This is a genomic window from uncultured Neptuniibacter sp. (assembly GCF_947498015.1).
Taxonomy (GTDB): Bacteria; Pseudomonadota; Gammaproteobacteria; order Pseudomonadales; family Balneatricaceae; genus Neptuniibacter.
The window spans coordinates 97,637-115,617 of record NZ_CANMIR010000006.1 but is presented as its reverse complement, the minus strand read 5'-3'; the positions used below and the strand labels follow the sequence as shown (position 1 = coordinate 115,617).

Here is a 17,981-nt window from a genome sequence, read left to right as displayed (position 1 = left end):
ATGTTCTCCATCTTCTTTATCCACAGGCCGAAGTTTGCGCTGGTTATCTCAATAGTTCTGATGATTGCGGGTGGTTTAGCTATTTTGGGTCTGCCCGTCTCCCAATTCCCCGATATCACACCGCCCAAAGTTCAGGTAAAAGCAAAGTACCCTGGTGCAAATGCTGAAGTGGTTGAGCAAGCCGTTGCAACACCGATAGAGGCACAAGTGAATGGTGTGGATAACATGCTCTACATGTCATCCACCTCAACCAATGATGGTGGCTACTCACTTGATATCACCTTTGCGGTGGGTACAGACCCAGATCAGGCTGCCATTAATGTGCAAAACAGAGTTGCACTGGCTGAGGCATCACTGCCACAAGAGGTTGTACGTCAAGGGGTGACTACCAAAAAACAAGCAACCAACATGCTCCTGATCATCAACCTCTTCTCCACTGAGGGCACTTATGACGAGCTGTTCCTGAGTAATTACGCCACCCTTTACGTGCAGGATGCACTCGCCCGTATCAATGGAGTGGGATCAGCATCCCAGTTTAGTCCGATGGACTATGGTATGCGTGTCTGGCTTGATCCAGACCGATTGAAAGCTCTGAAGATCACCCCGAAGGATGTCAGCAATGCGATTCAACAGCAAAACATCCAGGCCTCTGTAGGGATTATCGGGCAGCCACCTCTGACTCAAACACAACAGTTTCAGTACAACCTGAGAGCCAAAGGACGCCTTGAAAGCGTTGAAGAGTTCGAAAATATTATTATCCGCACCGGAGAGAGTGGTTCTTCTGTCCGATTACGCGATGTTGCGCGGGTAGAGCTTGGCTCCCAAAGCTACAGTGCCTCTTCGATTATGAATGGTAATCAGGCCGCTACAATAGCTATCTACCAGAGCCCTGGAGCCAATGCCCTCGATGTTGCTGAGCAGGTTTATGCTGAACTTGAACGGCTGAGCCTTCGTTTTCCTGATGATATGGAATACGCCATCCTCTATGACACAACATTGTCGGTTAAAGCGTCCCTGAAGGAGGTCATTGAGACACTCTTCATCACATTTGGGCTTGTCGTACTGGTTACCTTCCTTTTTCTGGCAGACTGGCGTGCAACACTGATCCCCTCTGCAACAATCCCAGTCTCATTGATTGCTACGTTTGCCGTGCTCTCAGTACTTGGTTTTAGCATCAACACAATCTCACTGTTCGCGCTGATTCTGGCAATCGGGATCGTTGTCGATGATGCGATCGTCGTTGTGGAGAATGTAAAACGTCATATGCAGGAGGGTCTATCTGCAACTGACGCTACAGCTGCCTCCATGAAGGAGGTGATTGGTCCGGTTATCGCTACAACACTTGTCCTGTTAGCGGTGTTTGTACCGGTTGCATTCATGCCAGGCATCACGGGTAAGCTCTACACAGAATTCGCGGTTACTATCTCAGTGGCTGTTTGTTTCTCATCCCTGAATGCCCTAACCCTTTCACCGGCGCTATGTACCCTACTCCTTAAACCAGCAACAGAACCCACCGGATTATTCCGTAAGTTTGATCAGCTAATCGGCTGGACGCGGAAGCGCTATGTCAGCAAAGTAAGTTTTTTAAATAAGCGCCTGTGGCTCAGCATGGGATTATTGGCCGCGATGGGTGGTGGTGTTTATCATCTGTTTTCCACAACGCCAACGGGTTTTCTGCCCTATGAAGATAATGGTGCTTTCTTTATCAATGTGCAGCTTCCAGATGGCGCCTCATTAAACCGTACCGATCAGATTGTGGCGCAGATCGATCAGATATTGGCTGAACAACCGGGGGTTGAGAACCGCATTGGTATTAAGGGATTTAGCATCTTAGGTGGTGCAGCACCCAATGCAGCGCTAGCGATACCCGTATTGAACCACTGGGATGAACGTACAGATCCGGATCTGGCCTGGTATAAAATTCTGCGTCAGGTTAATGAAAAGTTGGCAACGATTCCCGGTGCGAACATCATGGCGTTCCCAACGCCTCCTATCCCAGGATTGGGAAATGCCGCCGGTCTGGAAGCCAATCTTCTTGATCTGAAAAATGGCTCCCCTCAGGATCTCGCACGTGCCACCAATGCGCTGATCTTTGCGGCGAACCAGCAGGCGGAGTTCAGCCGGGTCTACTCCACCTATTCCGCAAATGTGCCGCAGCTTGAACTCATTGTCGATCGAGATAAAGCGATGGCTTTAGGGGTCGCTATAAGTGACCTGTTCGGCACGCTGCAATCTCAACTGGGTACCCAGTACGTCAATGACTTTAATATCTTCGGGCGCAATTACCGGGTGATGCTCCAGGCAGATTCCCAGTTCCGGGATAATGTTGACGACCTGAATGACCTTAACGTGATGAGCAACAGGGGACACCTTATCCCGATCAGTGCTCTGATTGAGGTAAAACCGGTCTTGGGGCCACAAACTCTAACCCGCTTTAACCAGTCACGTTCAGCGTCAATCACCGCAATGCTCAACCCTGGAACAGCCACTGGGGCAGGCATAGAGCAGATGGAACAACTGGCACGAGACACTCTGCCAGATGGTTATATTCTAGAATGGACCGGTACTACGCAGCAGGAACAGGAGGCAGGTGGCTATGTCATTATTATCATGTCACTGGCCGTTCTGTTCGCTTATCTTTTCCTGGTTGCGCAGTATGAAAGCTGGACAATCCCCCTCGCAGTGATGCTCTCCGTGACGGTCGCGCTTCTGGGTGCCATCCTGCCACTATGGCTGATTCCAGGGCTGACAAATAACCTCTATGCCCAGATAGGAATCGTGATGCTAATCGGGCTCGCGAGTAAGTCCGCCATCCTGATTGTTGAGTTTGCCAAGCAGCTTCGTGAAGAGGGCTACTCAATTATTGATGCTGCCAATGAAGCAGCCAGCCTACGTTACCGTGCGGTTATGATGACCGCATTCTCCTTCATTCTGGGTGTATTGCCTCTGGTCACTGCTTCCGGCGCTGGGGCGGCCAGTCGTATATCAATCGGTTTTGTTGTCCTTGGGGGGATGCTGCTAGCGACCGTTGTTGGCATCTTCTTTATCCCAGCCCTGTTCGTTGCAATGCAATCCCTGCGTGAAAAAGTGAAAGGCGGCCCCAAACCCTCGGATGAGAGTCAGGTAACAGGTGAAAAGGGATGAGAGCACTCACAGCGATATGCGTTTCGCTCTTTCTGATGACGGGGTGTAAAAGCACCCCGATGCTCCCCTTAGATGCGACAATATGTGACAGCCCTCGCCCTCAGATCTGCACTATGGATTACAGGCCAGCGTGCGGCTACAAAGAGAAAGCAGCACCCGAAACCTATTCCAATCTTTGCTCAGCTTGTGCTGATCCAGTTGTCGTTGGCGCGACAGAGGGTACTTGTCAGTAATCGTTTCAATCTACGATGATAGTCAGGGGAAACATTCACTCAGTCCATCTTCTATCTCAAAGTGATTCAGACATAGGGAGTTTAGCCTGGCGCTAAAGTCCCCTACTCTGTGTCTCTTAACAAGATTGCTTCAACTTTTTTAATTCAAATACTTTTAATGTGGATAACAATGTGTAATCAACTAAACTGAGCTGAAAGCTACGAATTATGGAAAATTCAACTATATGCATAAAAGCCCTCCATTTAAGGTATCCCCATACCTCATTGGCTTTAGCCTACTTCTGATAGTATTTGTTGCCACATCGTTTTTCTCCTTCAGGCAATACAAAGAGATACAACAACAGTTTACGCAGCGCACCGAACAAAACGATCTTCAGCTTAGGGCCGTAATGTCTATGAGGGTATCGGTCCGGGAGAGGGCTATTCTCTTATGGCAGATGACACTGCTCGATGACCCCTTCGAACGTGATTCTCTGTTTGAACTGTTCTATGAGGAGGGGAGTAATTATCAAAAGGCTCGATTAGCACTGATCAACTCAGACCTCACTGACAATGAGCAGAAGCTACTTGAGTTGCTGGATTCAGAAACCACCGCAAGAGCCCCCATTTTAAGACAGTTTGCAGATCTTTTGATGGAAGATAGATCGGTAAACCACACCCAACAGCTTAATCAGGTGATTACAGAACAGACTGTAGTTGCCGAACTTCTGGATCAACTGATCGCAATACAACAAACCCAAAATGAGTCCGCCAGAACATCCAGCACCTTAGAAAATGCCACTCTTCTTCAGCAGCTCATCATTGTTACACTCCTTACCCTTTTGGGCGGTTTTGTATTTGCTTTTTATGTGATTCGTAACAATATGAACCAGGCAAACATGCTAAAAGTGGCGAACCAGGAATTAAACCATCTCGCTTGTCATGACGTACTCACGGGGCTGCCTAACCGGATGTTTATGACCCAACAACTCGAGATAGTGCTGGCAGCCGCAAAGCGAAATGGTCACAACGTAGCGATCATGTTTATTGACCTGGATAATTTCAAACCCATCAATGACAGCTTTGGCCATAGTATTGGAGATCAATGCCTCAAAATCATATCTCAGCGCATTAAATCCTGTCTACGAGGCTCCGATATTTTAGGCAGGCTTGGAGGAGATGAATTTTTACTGGTTTTACCCGATGCCGAAACATCAGAGCAAGCGACCTGCGTTGCCCAGAAGATAAGTAACGCCATAGAACACGGCATCACTCTGAAAGAGCACACTCTTTCACTATCAGTCAGTATCGGCATATATATCTACGCCGATGATTCCCTCAGCGTCGAAGAAACCATCGCAATGGCAGATCAGGCGATGTATCAGGCAAAGCGCTCCGGCAAGAATCAGTTCTGCCTACTTTAACCCTCCCTCAGAGGTATTATTGCTCCCAACTACAGAGCTGGTAGAATTGCGCACCCGGTCCTTAAGGTGCGCATCATGTCAGATATCTCTTCTTTAACTCAACTTCTACGCCAGAGTGGCGGCCAGATCCGTTTTTTTGATATGGGACGTCGGGTTCAGAAGCTGAACTCTGAACAGTTTGAGAAGATTGAAAATCAACAAATACCCTACCCTTACCCTTATCTGCAGCATGCCTGGGTTGCGTTAATGCTATGGAACCCAAAGCATAAAGCACAGGGGGTAGCATGGTTCCTAAAACTGCCGCTTGATGAGCAGGGTTTTCTGATTCAGGCGGTGAGGGATGACCTGTTGAGTCGGCTGCTTAAGAATGCAGGGGGTATTTTACAGCATGAAGAGACCGGTGAGATGCCTGAGGATGCATTGAAAGATAATCCGTTCTCATTTAAACCTGATCAGGAAAAGATGGCGCTCTTCCATGCGTATTCAACCCTCGCTTCCGGTCAACCGGCTTCTCAGTACTTTGAACACGCTCAGCAATATTTTGCCGGACAGATCGGTTTTGACCAGTGGCAATCTCTGGGTTATCAGGGGATCGCAGATCTGGTCGTCCGACATGAAAAGGGAAGTAATAGCAAAATCATTGCTAAGGCGATCCCTCTGTTGCCCGATGCGCCTTTTGAAGTACTTTGCACCTGCCTTGAAAGTATTGAGCATGATCATACGATATATGAAGCTCTCTGCCTCAGAGCTGAACAAACACTGGAGCGAAATACTGCGACAGCCAACCAGATCGCTGCAATCACCCGCGGACTCTCCAATGGTCGGAACACTCCACGAAAGCAAGCGTTGATTAATAAGATTCTCCAGAGCGATTATGCTCTTGAGGCTGAAGTGATCGTAGCCGTTGCAACCCGCTGTAATGAAAGCCTTCAGGACCCAGCAACCCTGCAAATTTTTCTGGAAAAACTGGCAATCGGGAAAACCGGTCAGGCTGGATTTTCACGAATCTTGTCAGATCTGATGTTCATGCCAGCCCTGCGTGCTCTCATCCTTATGCAGTTTCGAAATGAAGAACGCAGTGAAGCTCTCTCGCAGGCGATCGGAGAGATGTTTGGACAGGGTTTTAAATAAACGCCATACCACCAGCGTGTAGCAGGTTTATTAAAGCGCCAACGCCGAATCAGATGACACGATAGCCAACGTTCTTTTATAGGTTTGCTGAATGATCATCGCATCATTACTGGCCCGATGGCGCTCAACATCCAGCTCTGCCTGAATCTGATCCTTAACATCGTGCCAGATCGCCATCTGAGATTCCTGAAGAATCATCTCTAACGGGCTTATACGAAACTGCATGGGCAAACCCGCACGATAGAACAGCTTAATGATCCAGCTCTGATCGACGACCCAGCCATCGCTGTAAACGGTTTGATTGTAGAGCAGGCGGTTTAGCTCTTCAGCCACCGTCTCAGCCTCATGTCCGTATGCCAGCAGATTCTCTCTGGGTATCTTGTGATAGGCTTCAGCCTCCTGGGACCAGTGTGTCCAATCCCCTTTTGGCTTTATCAATCGGCAGAAACGCTGCCCCTCTTCCATGACGACCCCAACCTCGATCGGATAACTGTCCGGACCAAACCCAGACGCTTCCAAATCTATGATATAGGGGTGAATAACTCTGGCGATAAGCCTGATCTCCAATTTTTTCTTTAATATCATAGTGCTATCGGCCAACACTACAACAGCTGAAATTTTTATAGCTATACTGAACTGTGATACAAATCATTCATTGGCAATGAACAACATAGTTAAGATCAACATACTGCAGATCAGAACTTCGATGGTACCTTAAAAATGCGCGGTCTGATCGCAGGCACTGTTTGGGAAGGGGACGTTATGTTGCATTACCTTATTCTTCTACCTGTGCTTTACAGCTTCTGGTTGATGCTGTCTGGACACCTTTCACCCCTGTTCCTCATACTGGGAGCTCTCTCTTCTCTGTTAGTCATCAGCCTGCAACAGCGTATGGACCGAATAGATTCCGAACCGGCCCTACTGAAAATCACCCCAGGTATTCTCAGCTATGCCCTTTGGCTCTGCTGGAGCCTCCTAAAAGCCAATATGGATGTAGCCCGGAGAATATGGGATCCCAAACTACCCATTGATCCAGTTTGGGAGCGCCTCGATATTAAAGTGACCACCCCGGGAGAGAAAACAATCTACGCCAACTCAATTACCCTGACACCAGGTACTCTAACAACTGATATTCAGGATGATCACTTCCTGATTCACACCCTGACACCTGAAAACATGGATGAATTACGTCGCGGTGAGATGGAAGAACGTATTTTGAAACTGAGAATCTGATCATGATCTTTGTTGCAATAATCGCCATTCTCATGACGATGGGCCTTGCGCTGATCCGGGCCTGTAAAGGACCTACTGCCTATGACCGTATGCTTGCGGCGAATATGGTAGGCACTAAAGCGGTCCTTCTCATCGCCGTTGGTGGTTATGCACTAAACTGGTCGGGTTTTGCAGATATCGCTCTCCTCTACGCCCTCATCAATTTTATCAGCACCATCGCAGTGATGCGTTTTTTTGAATATCAGAAATCCAGTAGCGACCTCTCAGGGGAGTAACCATCATGGAGATATTGATTAATCTACTCAGTACACTCTGTTTTCTGGTTGGTGGTTTTCTCTGTCTGACGGGCGGAATCGGCTTACTCCGCCTTCCGGATTTTTTCTCACGGGTTCACGCAGCAGGGGTCACAGAAACACTAGCAACCCCTGTTTTGATACTCGGTATTTTGATTCATCAACCGGAACTCTCTTTAGACAGCATCAAACTGGTACTGATCATGCTGATTGTTCTGGCAACAAACCCAACAGCTTCCCATGCGATGGCAAAAGCAGCCCTCCATGGAGGTCAGCGCCCGGTGATATTTGATCAACCGAAAGATAACAACGATGCTCCGTCCAGAGGAGGTGACCTATCGAAACCTTAATGGACATCGCACTTCTCTCAATGCTCTCAATCACTGCCATAGCGGCGATCCGCTTACGTGATCTGTTTGCAGTCACCATGTTGTTTGGAATATACAGTTTTTTAACCGCTGCTTTTTTTCTGACTCTGGATGCGATCGATGTCGCTTTTACTGAGGCAGCTGTGGGTGCGGGCGTCACTACCGTACTGATGCTGGCAACCCTGAGGCTGACCGGTCGATATGAGCAGACACCGAAGCACTCTCCCCTGATCCCTATTCTGGTGGTATGTATCACGGGTGCTGCATTGGTTTATGGCACACTGGACGCACCAACTGTCGGCGACCCTGAAGCCCCTTCTCAAACACATGTTGCCCCCCGCTACATTCAACAGAGTGCCGATGAGATCGGGATTCCAAATATGGTGACCTCTGTGCTGGCAAGCTACCGAGGCTATGACACGCTCGGGGAGACCTTTGTGATCTTTTGCGCAGGCCTTGCTGTCATTATCATTCTAGGCCTTCAGGATAGCGGTGAGATCCATCCGGGACGCTCTGCTATCGGAGATCAGTTAGTCCTTCGTGTTGTTATTAAAATGTTACTGCCGTTCATACTGCTTTTTGCACTTTATGTACAACTACATGGTGATTATGGGGCCGGCGGCGGCTTTCAGGCAGGTGTTATCTTTGCGAGTGGCTTTATCCTCTATGATCTTGTGTTCGGTGAAGGCGATGCCCGGCTGATTATCCCTCCCAACTGGCTCCGGAGAATGGCCGCACTCGGCGTCCTTCTATACGCTGGGGTCGGGGTTACAACTCTGATTATGGGCAAGAATTTTCTGGATTATTCCGCGTTAGCGGAGTCTCCAACTGCCGGGCAGCACCTCGGTATTTTTCTGGTCGAAATAGGCGTCGGTATAACCGTATTTTCTGTCATTCTGACCATATTTTTTGCATTTTCAGGTCGCGCCCGCATTGCCGTAAAAACAGGCAGAGGGGGATCCTAATGAGTCATTTCCCAGGATTGTTTAATTATTGGATCGTCATCTTTCTTATGATGGCGGGATTCTACGTAGTCATCTCTCAAGGCAATCTGGTTAAGAAGATTATTGGTTTAAGCCTGTTTCAGGCATCAGCTTTTATTCTCTATATCAGCGAAGCCAATGTGGATGGCGGACATGTCCCCATACTCGAAGAGGGAATCACTCTGTATTCGAACCCACTCCCGCACGTATTGATCCTGACCGCAATTGTCGTCTCTGTATCAACGACAGCGGTGGGATTAGCGTTAATCGTGCGTATTAAAGAAACCTACGGGACGGTGGAGGAGGATGAGCTACAGGAGATCGATAATGCTCAGGACGAAGCTGATACACCCGACCAGAAGCAACAGATAGCTGAGGAAAAGGAGATATGAGCCTAAGCCTCCATCTTCCTGTACTGGTTATTCTTCTGCCACTGATGGCCTCACCTCTTTGCATCTTAATTGACCGGGCACGTGCTAGCTGGTTGATTACGTTGATTGCCAGCCTGCTCAGCTTCTATTGCAGTGTCTTGCTTCTACAGCAGGTCCAGATAACAGGCACCATCAGTTATGAGTTGGGTGGGTGGCAACCTCCCTGGGGGATTGAGTACCGCATTGATCTTCTCAGTGCGTTTATGCTGATACTTGTCACCGGGTTAGCTACATTGGTTCTGCTCTTTGCCCGATACTCAGTCGAGCAGGAGATCAGTAAGCTCCGTATTGTTCCGTTTTATGCCACGCTACTACTTGCCATTGCAGGACTGACCGGAATCTGTGTCAGTGGCGACGTCTTCAACGTCTTCGTTTTTCTGGAGATCTCCTCTATCGCCTCCTATACCCTGATTAGCATGGGGCGGGACAGACGAGCCCTAAATGCAGCCTTCAAATATCTGGTGATGGGTACAATCGGGGCTACCTTTATTCTGATCGGTATTGGTTTTCTCTATATGCATACGGGCACGCTCAATATGCAGGATCTGGCCGGTCGATTGCCCGCACTTTATGATAATCGAACCATTCGGGCAGGCTTTGCGTTTATCACGGTAGGGATCGGGCTCAAACTCGCACTGTTTCCGCTGCATTTATGGCTGCCTAACGCTTACACCTACGCCCCCTCTGTCGTTAGTGCGCTCCTGGCTGCCACAGCCACAAAAGTTGCCGTTTACATGCTTCTGAGATTTCTTTTGAATATCTTCTCGTTGGATTTTTCACTCGACGCGATGCCTCTGGATCTCATCCTGATCGCTCTGGGTAGCACTGCAATCATCAGTGCATCATTGGTCGCGATCTTTCAGGTCAATCTGAAGCGTTTATTAGCCTATTCCAGTGTGGCTCAGTTGGGTTATATAGCACTGGCGATCGGCCTGGCTAATCACAGCGGTCTGACAGCGGCGATGCTGCATATTTTTAATCATGCGTTAATGAAAGGCGCTCTTTTCCTCAGCTTAGGCGCTATGGTTTATAAGCTCGGAGACGCCGAGCTTCATAGCAGTCAGGGCTTAATTCGGCATATGCCGTTGACCTCCGTATCCATTCTGGTAGGTGGTTTGAGCCTGATCGGCATTCCGGGAACAGCAGGCTTTATCAGCAAATGGTATATGATTCAGGCAACACTGGAACTGGGGTTATGGCCACTCGCCCTGATTATTCTGGCCGGGTCGGTACTTGCGGTGATCTACATCTGGAAGATTGTAGAATCGATCTTTTTTCAATCTCCCCCCTCAACGGTTGCCGTTCATGAAGCTCCCGTGTCGATGATTGTACCTATGGCCATTCTGGCCGCTGCCAATATCTATTTCGGTCTAAATACCCATCTTACCGTTGATCTGGCAGACTCAGCCTCCACTCTACTGGTGATGGGGGGCGGCCAATGAACCCTTTGATCTGGCTTCCCCTTACCCCTCTATTGGTAGCTCTCACACTACCGTTGTGTTCGCGCTGGCCCAATCTTAGAGAAGGGATCACTCTGCTGGGTGGATTGGGATTATTTCTGCTGTCCCTAACTCAGTATCTGTCGGCCGAGATCCCGTCAGAGTTAATTCTGGCAACTCCACTGCCCGGTTATCCACTGCTCTTTCGCCCGGAGCCACTAGGCATCGCCTTTTCCCTGCTTGTGAGCTTTCTCTGGCCGATCACATCACTCTACGCTGTGGGGTATATGCGCGGACATAAAGAGAAAAATCAGACCCGATTCTATGTTTTTTTCGCACTCTCCATTGCAGTAACGCAGGCCATAGCCCTTTCAGGAAACATGCTTACCCTCTTCCTGTTTTATGAACTGCTCACCCTAATGACCTACCCCCTCGTTACCCACAGCGGCAGTGAAGAAGCTAAAAAGGCGGGACGGACCTATCTTGGCATATTGATGAGTACATCAATCATGTTTCTCCTGCTTGCTACTGTATGGAGTGCACAGCTGGCCGGTACATTAGAGTTTACACCCGGCGGCATTTTTCCCGATACGCTCACTTCGCTGACACTCAATACACTATTACTACTATTTGTTTTCGGTACAGCGAAAGCAGCACTGATGCCCTTTCATGGATGGCTCCCTCAAGCGATGGTAGCCCCCGTACCAGTCTCCGCGCTTTTGCATGCCGTAGCCGTCGTAAAGGCTGGGGTTTTCACTCTGCTCAAAGTTGTTATCTACCTGTTTGGCAGTGACCTTGTTGCGGGACTTTCAGCTGCAGAGTTTGTTGCTTATCTGGCGGGGTTCACACTGGTAACAGCGTCTTTGATTGCGCTTCGAAAAGACAACATCAAAGCACGGTTGGCTTATTCCACTATCGGCCAGCTAAGCTACATCATTCTCGGTACCATGATTGCGACTCACTCAAGCGTTGTTGGGAGTTCCATGCATATGGTGACCCACGCCTTTGGCAAAATCACACTGTTCTTCTGTGCAGGTGCCATTTTATTAGCAACGCATAAAACAAAGGTGTCTGAACTGGACGGCTGCGGTAAACAGATCCCAGTTACCATCGGCCTATTTACATTAGCTGCGCTCTCAACCATTGGACTGCCCCCCTTTGCAGGTATGTGGAGCAAATGGTGGTTACTACAGGGCACCGTAGAGACTGAACACTATCTGCTGACTGCCGCGCTTCTACTCAGTTCAATTCTCAATCTGGCCTATCTGATGGAGATTCCCCTTCGGGCCTTTTTAAAACCAGCGCAAACTGCAACGCCTGTTTATCAGGAAGCTCCTCTGCTTAACCGAACAGCTGCAACCGTTACGACCGCACTTTGTATCATTCTATTTTTATTGCCAGAACAATTATTTCAGCATTTTTCCATGTTGGGGGGAGGCTAAACCTATGAAAAAAGATCTCTTTGACCACCCCAAAAATATCCGCAGAATCATCCAGGCATTAACTATCTGCTGTGCTGTGCTGTTCTTTCTGGATGCGGTTATTCATCGCCACACGGACCATCCCTGGGAAACGCTGTTCGGATTTTATGCAATCTATGGATTTATCTCTTGCGTGATTCTGGTACTACTGGCTAAGGAGCTGCGAAAACTGATTATGAGGAGTGAACGGTTTTACAACTCAGAAGAGGAGCCCTCAGATAATGAGTAACCTCTTACCGCTGACTTGGGCTTTTCCGCTTCCACCAGCCGTTATCCTCTTCGTTGGAGCTGTCCTGAGCCTGATTGCGCCAAGAATGGTACGCCCTTTTATTATGGTACTGACACCGCTATTGGGTGCACTGAATCTTAGCCTGCTGCCAGAAAACTATACGACACAAGCAGTTCTGATGGGGCTTGAAGTGACCCCGACCCGTATTGACTCGCTTTCGATCTTATTCGGTTACCTTTTCCACCTGGCGGCGTTCATCGGCGTGATCTATGCCTTACATCTTCGTGACCGTCTGCAGGATATGGCAGCACTGGCTTATGCTGCCAGCGCTGTCGGCGCTGTTTTCGCAGGTGATCTGCTCACGCTGTTTATCTTTTGGGAGCTACTGGCACTCACCTCAGCCACTCTAATATTTGCCCGGCGATCAACACGTTCAGCTCAGGCGGGTATCCGCTATCTCATTATTCAGATCTGCTCCGGCGTGCTACTCCTGGCGGGCGCGTTAATCTATGCTCAGACTCATAAAGGACTAGCGTTCAACCATATAGGTCTGGACGCACCCGGAGGTTTGCTTCTGTTTATCGCGTTTGGAATTAAAAGCGCCTTTCCCCTGATGCATAACTGGCTGACAGATGCCTATCCTGAATCCACACCTAGCGGTACCGTATTCCTGACAGCCTTCACCACTAAAGTGGCAATCTATGCACTCGCTCGTGGGTTTGCAGGCACTGAGAGCTTAATCTACATCGGAGCGGTGATGGCGTGCTTTCCTATTTTTTATGCAGTTATCGAAAACGATCTTCGCCGCGTTTTGGCTTACAGCCTGATCAACCAACTGGGATTTATGGTTGTGGGGATAGGCATCGGGACAGAGCTCGCTATTAATGGCGCAGTTGCTCATGCCTTTAATGACGTTCTGTTTAAGGGCCTTCTTATGATGAGTATGGGTGCGGTACTCCATGTCACAGGAGAGATGAGGGGATCCGAACTAGGCGGGCTGTATAAGAAGATGCCTAAAACAACAATGCTCTGCATTATAGGAGCCGCATCAATTTCGGCCTTCCCGCTCTTTAGCGGTTTTGTGAGTAAATCTATAATTGTGACTGCTGTTTTATATGAGAACTACGATCTCGTCTGGTTAGCACTGTTATTTGCCAGCGCCGGCGTCTTCCACCATGCAGGTATTAAGATTCCATTCTTCGCCTTCTTCTATAAACCTTCTAAATTTGTCGACACTGCACATGAACCGCCTGCAAACATGCTTATCGCAATGGCGATCGCAGCGACCCTCTGTATCGGCATAGGATGTTTCCCCCAATATCTGTACCAGCACCTCCCCTACGCTATTGAATACAGTGCCTACGATGTCAGTCACGTCTTGGCTCAGCTGCAGCTACTGGCATTTTCTGCCCTCGCCTTCACCTGGCTGAAGCTGGCAGAAATCTACCCGCCAGAACTAAAATCGATCAATCTGGATACTGAGTGGATCTACCGAAAATTCCTTCCTGATCAGATTAAGCAGTCACTTAACCGACTCTCTCCGGTCGACCTTCAGACCCGAAATAATTTGAATCAATTGTTTAATAAAATTATTCAGCTACTATCATTACATCATGGTTCCCACGGTTTGCTGGCACGTACCTGGCCGACGGGAAGTATGGTTTTATGGGTTGCAGCCCTCCTCGGGCTGACATTGACCCTCTACTATTTGTAATGTTCACCTAAGGGATTAATGACTTTACATGGAATGTTGTCATCCTAGCTGTGGATATAGGTGCAATTACATCCTAAGGATGAGAGCTCACAGTTATAATGGAAAACTCTAGCTTTGCAGGTTTAATCAATAATGTCGCCCTACTCCTTGCGATGGGGATTGTCTACGATTCATTAGGACTGCATAAGATTAGCAGCCGCTTGCTCCGCGATATGGTCAGTGGCCTCCTCATCGGCGGCTTGGGTATAGCGGTGATGCTAACCCCCTGGGAGCTAACACCTGGGGTTTTCTTCGATGCACGCTGGATTCTAATCAGCCTGTGCGGGCTGTTTTTCGGCCCTGTTCCCACATTGATCGCCGTTTTGATGACCGTATCATTGCGCTTATTCCAAGGCGGTGCCGGAATCTATGTCGGTTCCGCAGTCATCATCTGTTCCGCTCTTATTGGTTTATCCTGGCGCTACCTAAGCGACAAATACCAACAGCCACTCAACTGGCTCAGGCTCTACCTGTTGGGACTACTGATACAGGTATCTGTTTTGGGATTGATTCTCTTTATGCCTGAACATCTACGGTTCAAAATTATCGCTGCAATCGCTCCCACACTCCTGACAATCTACCCGATCGGTACGATGGTTATGGGGCTTATTTTGAGACGGCAGAAAGAGAGAAGGGCCGCAGAAAAAGAGCTCAGGGTGAGTCGTCAAACCCTTAACCGTGAACGTGGTCTGCTCCGTGGTTTAATCGATAATCTACCTGATCATATCTATATCAAAGATACTCAAGGCAATTATCTGGGGTGTAATAAAGCATTTCAGGAGTTTTTGGGCCGTAACGAAAACGAGATTATCGGTAAAACCGACAGAGATCTGTTCAGCTCTGATGACGCAGTAAACACCTATGAGAAGGAGACTCAGGTTCTAACTGACCAAACTCTACTCAGTGATGAGCTCTGGATTCGAAACAGTGAAGGGCAGCAGATCCTGATCGAATCGCTCAAAGCACCTTTTAAAGATATGGATGGGGCACTGCAAGGCATTGTCGGCATCGGACGTGACATTACAGAGAAACGTAAAACTGAAGAGCGTATTCTGACCCTCTCTCAAGCAGTTGAACAGAGCCCCGTATCTGTCGTGATAACCTCAATCAATGGTGATATCGAATATGTTAACAGCACCTTCGAACGAGTTTCCGGATACCATCAGAACGAAGTTATCGGCAAAAACTCACGCCTACTCAAATCAGGTAAAACCCCTTTGGGGCGTTACTCTGAACTCTGGGAACGGCTAAGCGAGGGCAAAGCCTGGCGCGGAGAGTTCCAAAACCGAAGAAAAAATGGGGAGATATTCTGGGAAGAGGCGCATATCGCTCCGGTGTTCGACTCCAAAGGCGAGATACGCCATTTCCTGGCGGTAAAACAGGATATAACCCAACAGAAAGCTCAGGAAGAGAAGATCCTCCATCAGGCTCATTTCGATAGTTTAACCGAACTACCAAACCGTTTTCTCTCCCTGAACCGCTTACAAACCATGCTGATGGAAGCGGACCGAAAAAAGAGTATGGTCGCAGTGCTCTTCCTCGATATGGATGACTTCAAAAAAGTTAATGACACGATGGGGCATGACACCGGAGACAAGATACTGATTGAAGCCGCTAAACGGCTCAAAGCTGCAATCCGGGAAACAGATACCGTTGGGCGTCTGGGCGGTGATGAATTTATTGTGCTGCTGAATGATCTTAAAACCCCAGATCAGGCTCTTCCCATTGCACAAAATCTGCTACAACAATTCCGTAGTGCTCTTTCGGTTGATGGCCGTGAGATTCTTCTGACAATGAGTATCGGGATCGCGGTCTACCCTGATGACGGGCGTAACCCAGCTGAACTACTTCGTAATGCAGATTCTGCAATGTATCACTCCAAAGCGTTGGGTCGAAACAGCCTGCATTTCTTTACTCAGGAGATGAACCTGGGGGTCACCCGACGTTTGAATATTGAAGAACAGCTGCACCATGCGCTTCAACGTAAGGAGATGCATGTGCTCTACCAACCTGTTCTGCGCCTGGAAGATCAGGAGATTATCGGAGCCGAAGCACTGCTACGCTGGAACTCTCAACATCTGGGGTCGGTTTCTCCTGCCGAATTTATTCCTGTCGCTGAACATACTGGGATGATCGTGGAGATCGGAGAGTTTGTACTTGAGGAATCGTTAAGACAGAGCGGTGCATGGATCAATGAATTTTTGCCCAATTTTCACATCGCTATCAATGTATCCCCACGCCAGTTCCGAGATCCTATGCTGTTATCAAACCTGTCAGCCAAAATGAGGCGCTATAACGTAGGCGGCCAGAATCTTGAGCTCGAGATAACCGAAGGTGTGCTCATGGCACAGCACGCAGATATTGATAAAGCGATTAGTGAACTGAACACTATGGGGATCAATATCTCAATGGATGACTTCGGTACAGGCTACTCATCTCTGAGTTATCTGAGAAGTTACCCGTTTGACACACTGAAAATTGATCGCAGTTTTATCAACGATATCTCAGTTGACCCTGCAGATCTGGAGCTCGTATACGCTACGATTGATATGGCTCATGGGTTGGGACTTCGAGTCATCGCCGAAGGGGTAGAAACTCAGGATCAGATGAAACTACTGCAGGCCCGGAACTGTGACATGGCCCAAGGCTATTATTTTAGTAAACCCGTAACAGCAGAAGTGCTTGAGACAATGCTCAAACAGCAAGTAGAAGCTTGAACCAGCTTAGCTTCTGGCTATTTCAGCAGTTATACCACCGCTAAGTTTGAGTAGGTCATCTGCTGACATCTCAATCTCCAGACCTCGTCGACCGGCGCTCATACAGATCGTTTCGAAGTTTAAAGCGCTCTTTGCCAACACCAGTGGCAAACGCTTTTTCTGTCCCAGAGGGCTGATCCCACCAACAACATACCCGGTTGCACGCTCCGCATCCTGAGGGTTTGCCATAGAGACCTTTTTGGCTTTCAGGGCTGTAGCCATCGCTTTAAGATCAAGTTGGCCCGATACAGGAACAACAGCAACAGCCAGTGTTTTGCTATCCCCATTCACAGCAACCAGCAGAGTCTTAAAAACCTGAGCGGGTTCTTTACCTAACAGATCAGCTGCTTCTTCACCATAAGATTCCGTATTAGGGTCATGTTTGTATTCATGTACCTTGAATTGAACTTTAGCTTTTTTAGCCGCATTGATGGCAGGTGTCATATGAAATTCTCATCGGGTTGAAGACACAAAAAAGCCGACCTCTAAAGGACGGCTCTTTTCTGGCAGTAAAGCTTATTTTATTCACTTAAATGACTGCGTCCAGTCAGAATGTCAGCAATATCAATCACATCAATGACCGTGCCCTGACCTCTACCAACCCGAATAATCTTATCTTTAAGCTTAATAATCTCCGTTGCTGCATCGGTTCTGGGTAGACGATCCAGAAGATCTTCAGGCAGATATTCGGCCTGGCGTCTCAGATCACTATCCAGCACCTCACCTCGCTCAACTTTCTTCTGCCAGCCGGGAGGTAACTCCCCACCACGCTCAAGCTTTTTTCTTAGGCCTTGTGGCAGCTCTTTTTTCTTCCCCTTGTACTGACCTGTGCCGGATACGGCCTGATCGTTATAGTAATCTTCTATCACGCTTCGCTCGTTATCCGAGAAGATATCATCCAGAATAGAATCCGAATCACTTACAATATTCTGTTCATCCTTCCCTTTCTGTTTCTTAGATCGGGATTCGGCTTTTTTTTCGGCTTTCATCTCAGCCTTATTACCCTGTTTACCGCCAGGGTTCCCAGCCCACTCAGGTTTACCCGCATTTGTATTTAAGGCCAGCCCTAAAAGGCAGGCACAAAGAATGGTCTTTTTCATAAGC

At 48.4% G+C, this 17,981-nt stretch carries 17 protein-coding genes; 14 read left to right on the top strand and 3 right to left on the bottom strand.

The features are described 5' to 3' along the window. The 4 genes from Q0882_RS09640 (at position 1) to Q0882_RS09625 (ending at position 5,911) form a co-directional block, all read left to right on the top strand. Positions 1-3,144: an efflux RND transporter permease subunit gene (locus tag Q0882_RS09640; protein WP_299180787.1), complete on the top strand. Its 3,144-nt coding sequence runs from the start codon at positions 1-3 to the stop codon at positions 3,142-3,144. Next, the gene (locus Q0882_RS09635; RefSeq protein WP_299180784.1) at positions 3,141-3,377 is read left to right on the top strand and encodes a hypothetical protein; all 237 of its coding nucleotides are present in this window, start codon (positions 3,141-3,143) and stop codon (positions 3,375-3,377) included. Before Q0882_RS09640 ends, Q0882_RS09635 begins: the two co-directional genes overlap by 4 nt. Before the next feature lie 224 nt (positions 3,378-3,601). Then, a complete protein-coding gene (locus Q0882_RS09630) occupies positions 3,602-4,780 on the top strand; it encodes a GGDEF domain-containing protein (RefSeq protein WP_366915925.1) in 1,179 nt (392 codons plus the stop codon). A 75-nt stretch (positions 4,781-4,855) separates the two neighbouring features. Then, on the top strand, positions 4,856-5,911 hold the full coding sequence (locus tag Q0882_RS09625) for a DUF3549 family protein (protein ID WP_299180780.1): 1,056 nt from the start codon (positions 4,856-4,858) through the stop codon (positions 5,909-5,911). A gap of 30 nt (positions 5,912-5,941) precedes the next feature. Here Q0882_RS09625 and Q0882_RS09620 read toward each other — a convergent pair whose 3' ends face one another. Further along, on the bottom strand, positions 5,942-6,496 hold the full coding sequence (locus Q0882_RS09620; protein ID WP_299180777.1) for a hypothetical protein: 555 nt from the start codon (positions 6,494-6,496) through the stop codon (positions 5,942-5,944). Between the two features lie 177 nt (positions 6,497-6,673). Here Q0882_RS09620 and Q0882_RS09615 point away from each other — a divergent pair, with 177 nt between their 5' ends. From Q0882_RS09615 to Q0882_RS09570, 10 genes are all read left to right on the top strand, one after another. After that, the gene (locus Q0882_RS09615) at positions 6,674-7,144 is read left to right on the top strand and encodes a Na+/H+ antiporter subunit E (RefSeq protein ID WP_299180774.1); all 471 of its coding nucleotides are present in this window, start codon (positions 6,674-6,676) and stop codon (positions 7,142-7,144) included. Between the two features lie 2 nt (positions 7,145-7,146). Further along, entirely contained in the window at positions 7,147-7,419 is a 273-nt protein-coding gene (locus Q0882_RS09610; protein ID WP_299180771.1) for a monovalent cation/H+ antiporter complex subunit F, read from the top strand. A gap of 5 nt (positions 7,420-7,424) precedes the next feature. Continuing rightward, positions 7,425-7,787 (top strand): monovalent cation/H(+) antiporter subunit G, encoded by a 363-nt coding sequence (gene mnhG / locus Q0882_RS09605; protein ID WP_299180768.1) that lies wholly within the window; start codon positions 7,425-7,427, stop codon positions 7,785-7,787. Further along, on the top strand, positions 7,787-8,770 hold the full coding sequence (locus Q0882_RS09600) for a DUF4040 domain-containing protein (protein WP_299180766.1): 984 nt from the start codon (positions 7,787-7,789) through the stop codon (positions 8,768-8,770). Before mnhG ends, Q0882_RS09600 begins: the two co-directional genes overlap by 1 nt. Continuing rightward, the gene (locus Q0882_RS09595) at positions 8,770-9,180 is read left to right on the top strand and encodes a cation:proton antiporter subunit C (protein WP_299180763.1); all 411 of its coding nucleotides are present in this window, start codon (positions 8,770-8,772) and stop codon (positions 9,178-9,180) included. The genes Q0882_RS09600 and Q0882_RS09595 overlap by 1 nt, the downstream gene beginning before the upstream one ends. Continuing rightward, entirely contained in the window at positions 9,177-10,661 is a 1,485-nt protein-coding gene (locus Q0882_RS09590; RefSeq protein WP_299180760.1) for a monovalent cation/H+ antiporter subunit D family protein, read from the top strand. Before Q0882_RS09595 ends, Q0882_RS09590 begins: the two co-directional genes overlap by 4 nt. Continuing rightward, positions 10,658-12,100, top strand: a complete 1,443-nt coding sequence (locus Q0882_RS09585; protein ID WP_299180757.1) for a proton-conducting transporter membrane subunit — start codon at positions 10,658-10,660, stop codon at positions 12,098-12,100. Before Q0882_RS09590 ends, Q0882_RS09585 begins: the two co-directional genes overlap by 4 nt. A gap of 4 nt (positions 12,101-12,104) precedes the next feature. Beyond that, positions 12,105-12,368: a hypothetical protein gene (locus Q0882_RS09580; RefSeq protein ID WP_299180754.1), complete on the top strand. Its 264-nt coding sequence runs from the start codon at positions 12,105-12,107 to the stop codon at positions 12,366-12,368. Then, positions 12,361-14,082 carry a Na(+)/H(+) antiporter subunit D gene (locus tag Q0882_RS09575; RefSeq protein ID WP_299180752.1) on the top strand — a complete coding sequence of 574 codons (1,722 nt, stop codon included), beginning with the start codon at positions 12,361-12,363 and terminating at the stop codon, positions 14,080-14,082. The genes Q0882_RS09580 and Q0882_RS09575 overlap by 8 nt, the downstream gene beginning before the upstream one ends. Positions 14,083-14,180: 98 nt before the next feature. Continuing rightward, positions 14,181-16,838: an EAL domain-containing protein gene (locus Q0882_RS09570; RefSeq protein ID WP_299180749.1), complete on the top strand. Its 2,658-nt coding sequence runs from the start codon at positions 14,181-14,183 to the stop codon at positions 16,836-16,838. Between the two features lie 6 nt (positions 16,839-16,844). Here Q0882_RS09570 and ybaK read toward each other — a convergent pair whose 3' ends face one another. Both ybaK and Q0882_RS09560 read right to left on the bottom strand, forming a co-directional pair. Then, on the bottom strand, positions 16,845-17,321 hold the full coding sequence (ybaK, locus tag Q0882_RS09565; RefSeq protein ID WP_299180746.1) for a Cys-tRNA(Pro) deacylase: 477 nt from the start codon (positions 17,319-17,321) through the stop codon (positions 16,845-16,847). 77 nt (positions 17,322-17,398) lie between these two features. Beyond that, positions 17,399-17,977, bottom strand: a complete 579-nt coding sequence (locus tag Q0882_RS09560; RefSeq protein WP_299180743.1) for a hypothetical protein — start codon at positions 17,975-17,977, stop codon at positions 17,399-17,401. Positions 17,978-17,981: the final 4 nt, after the last annotated feature.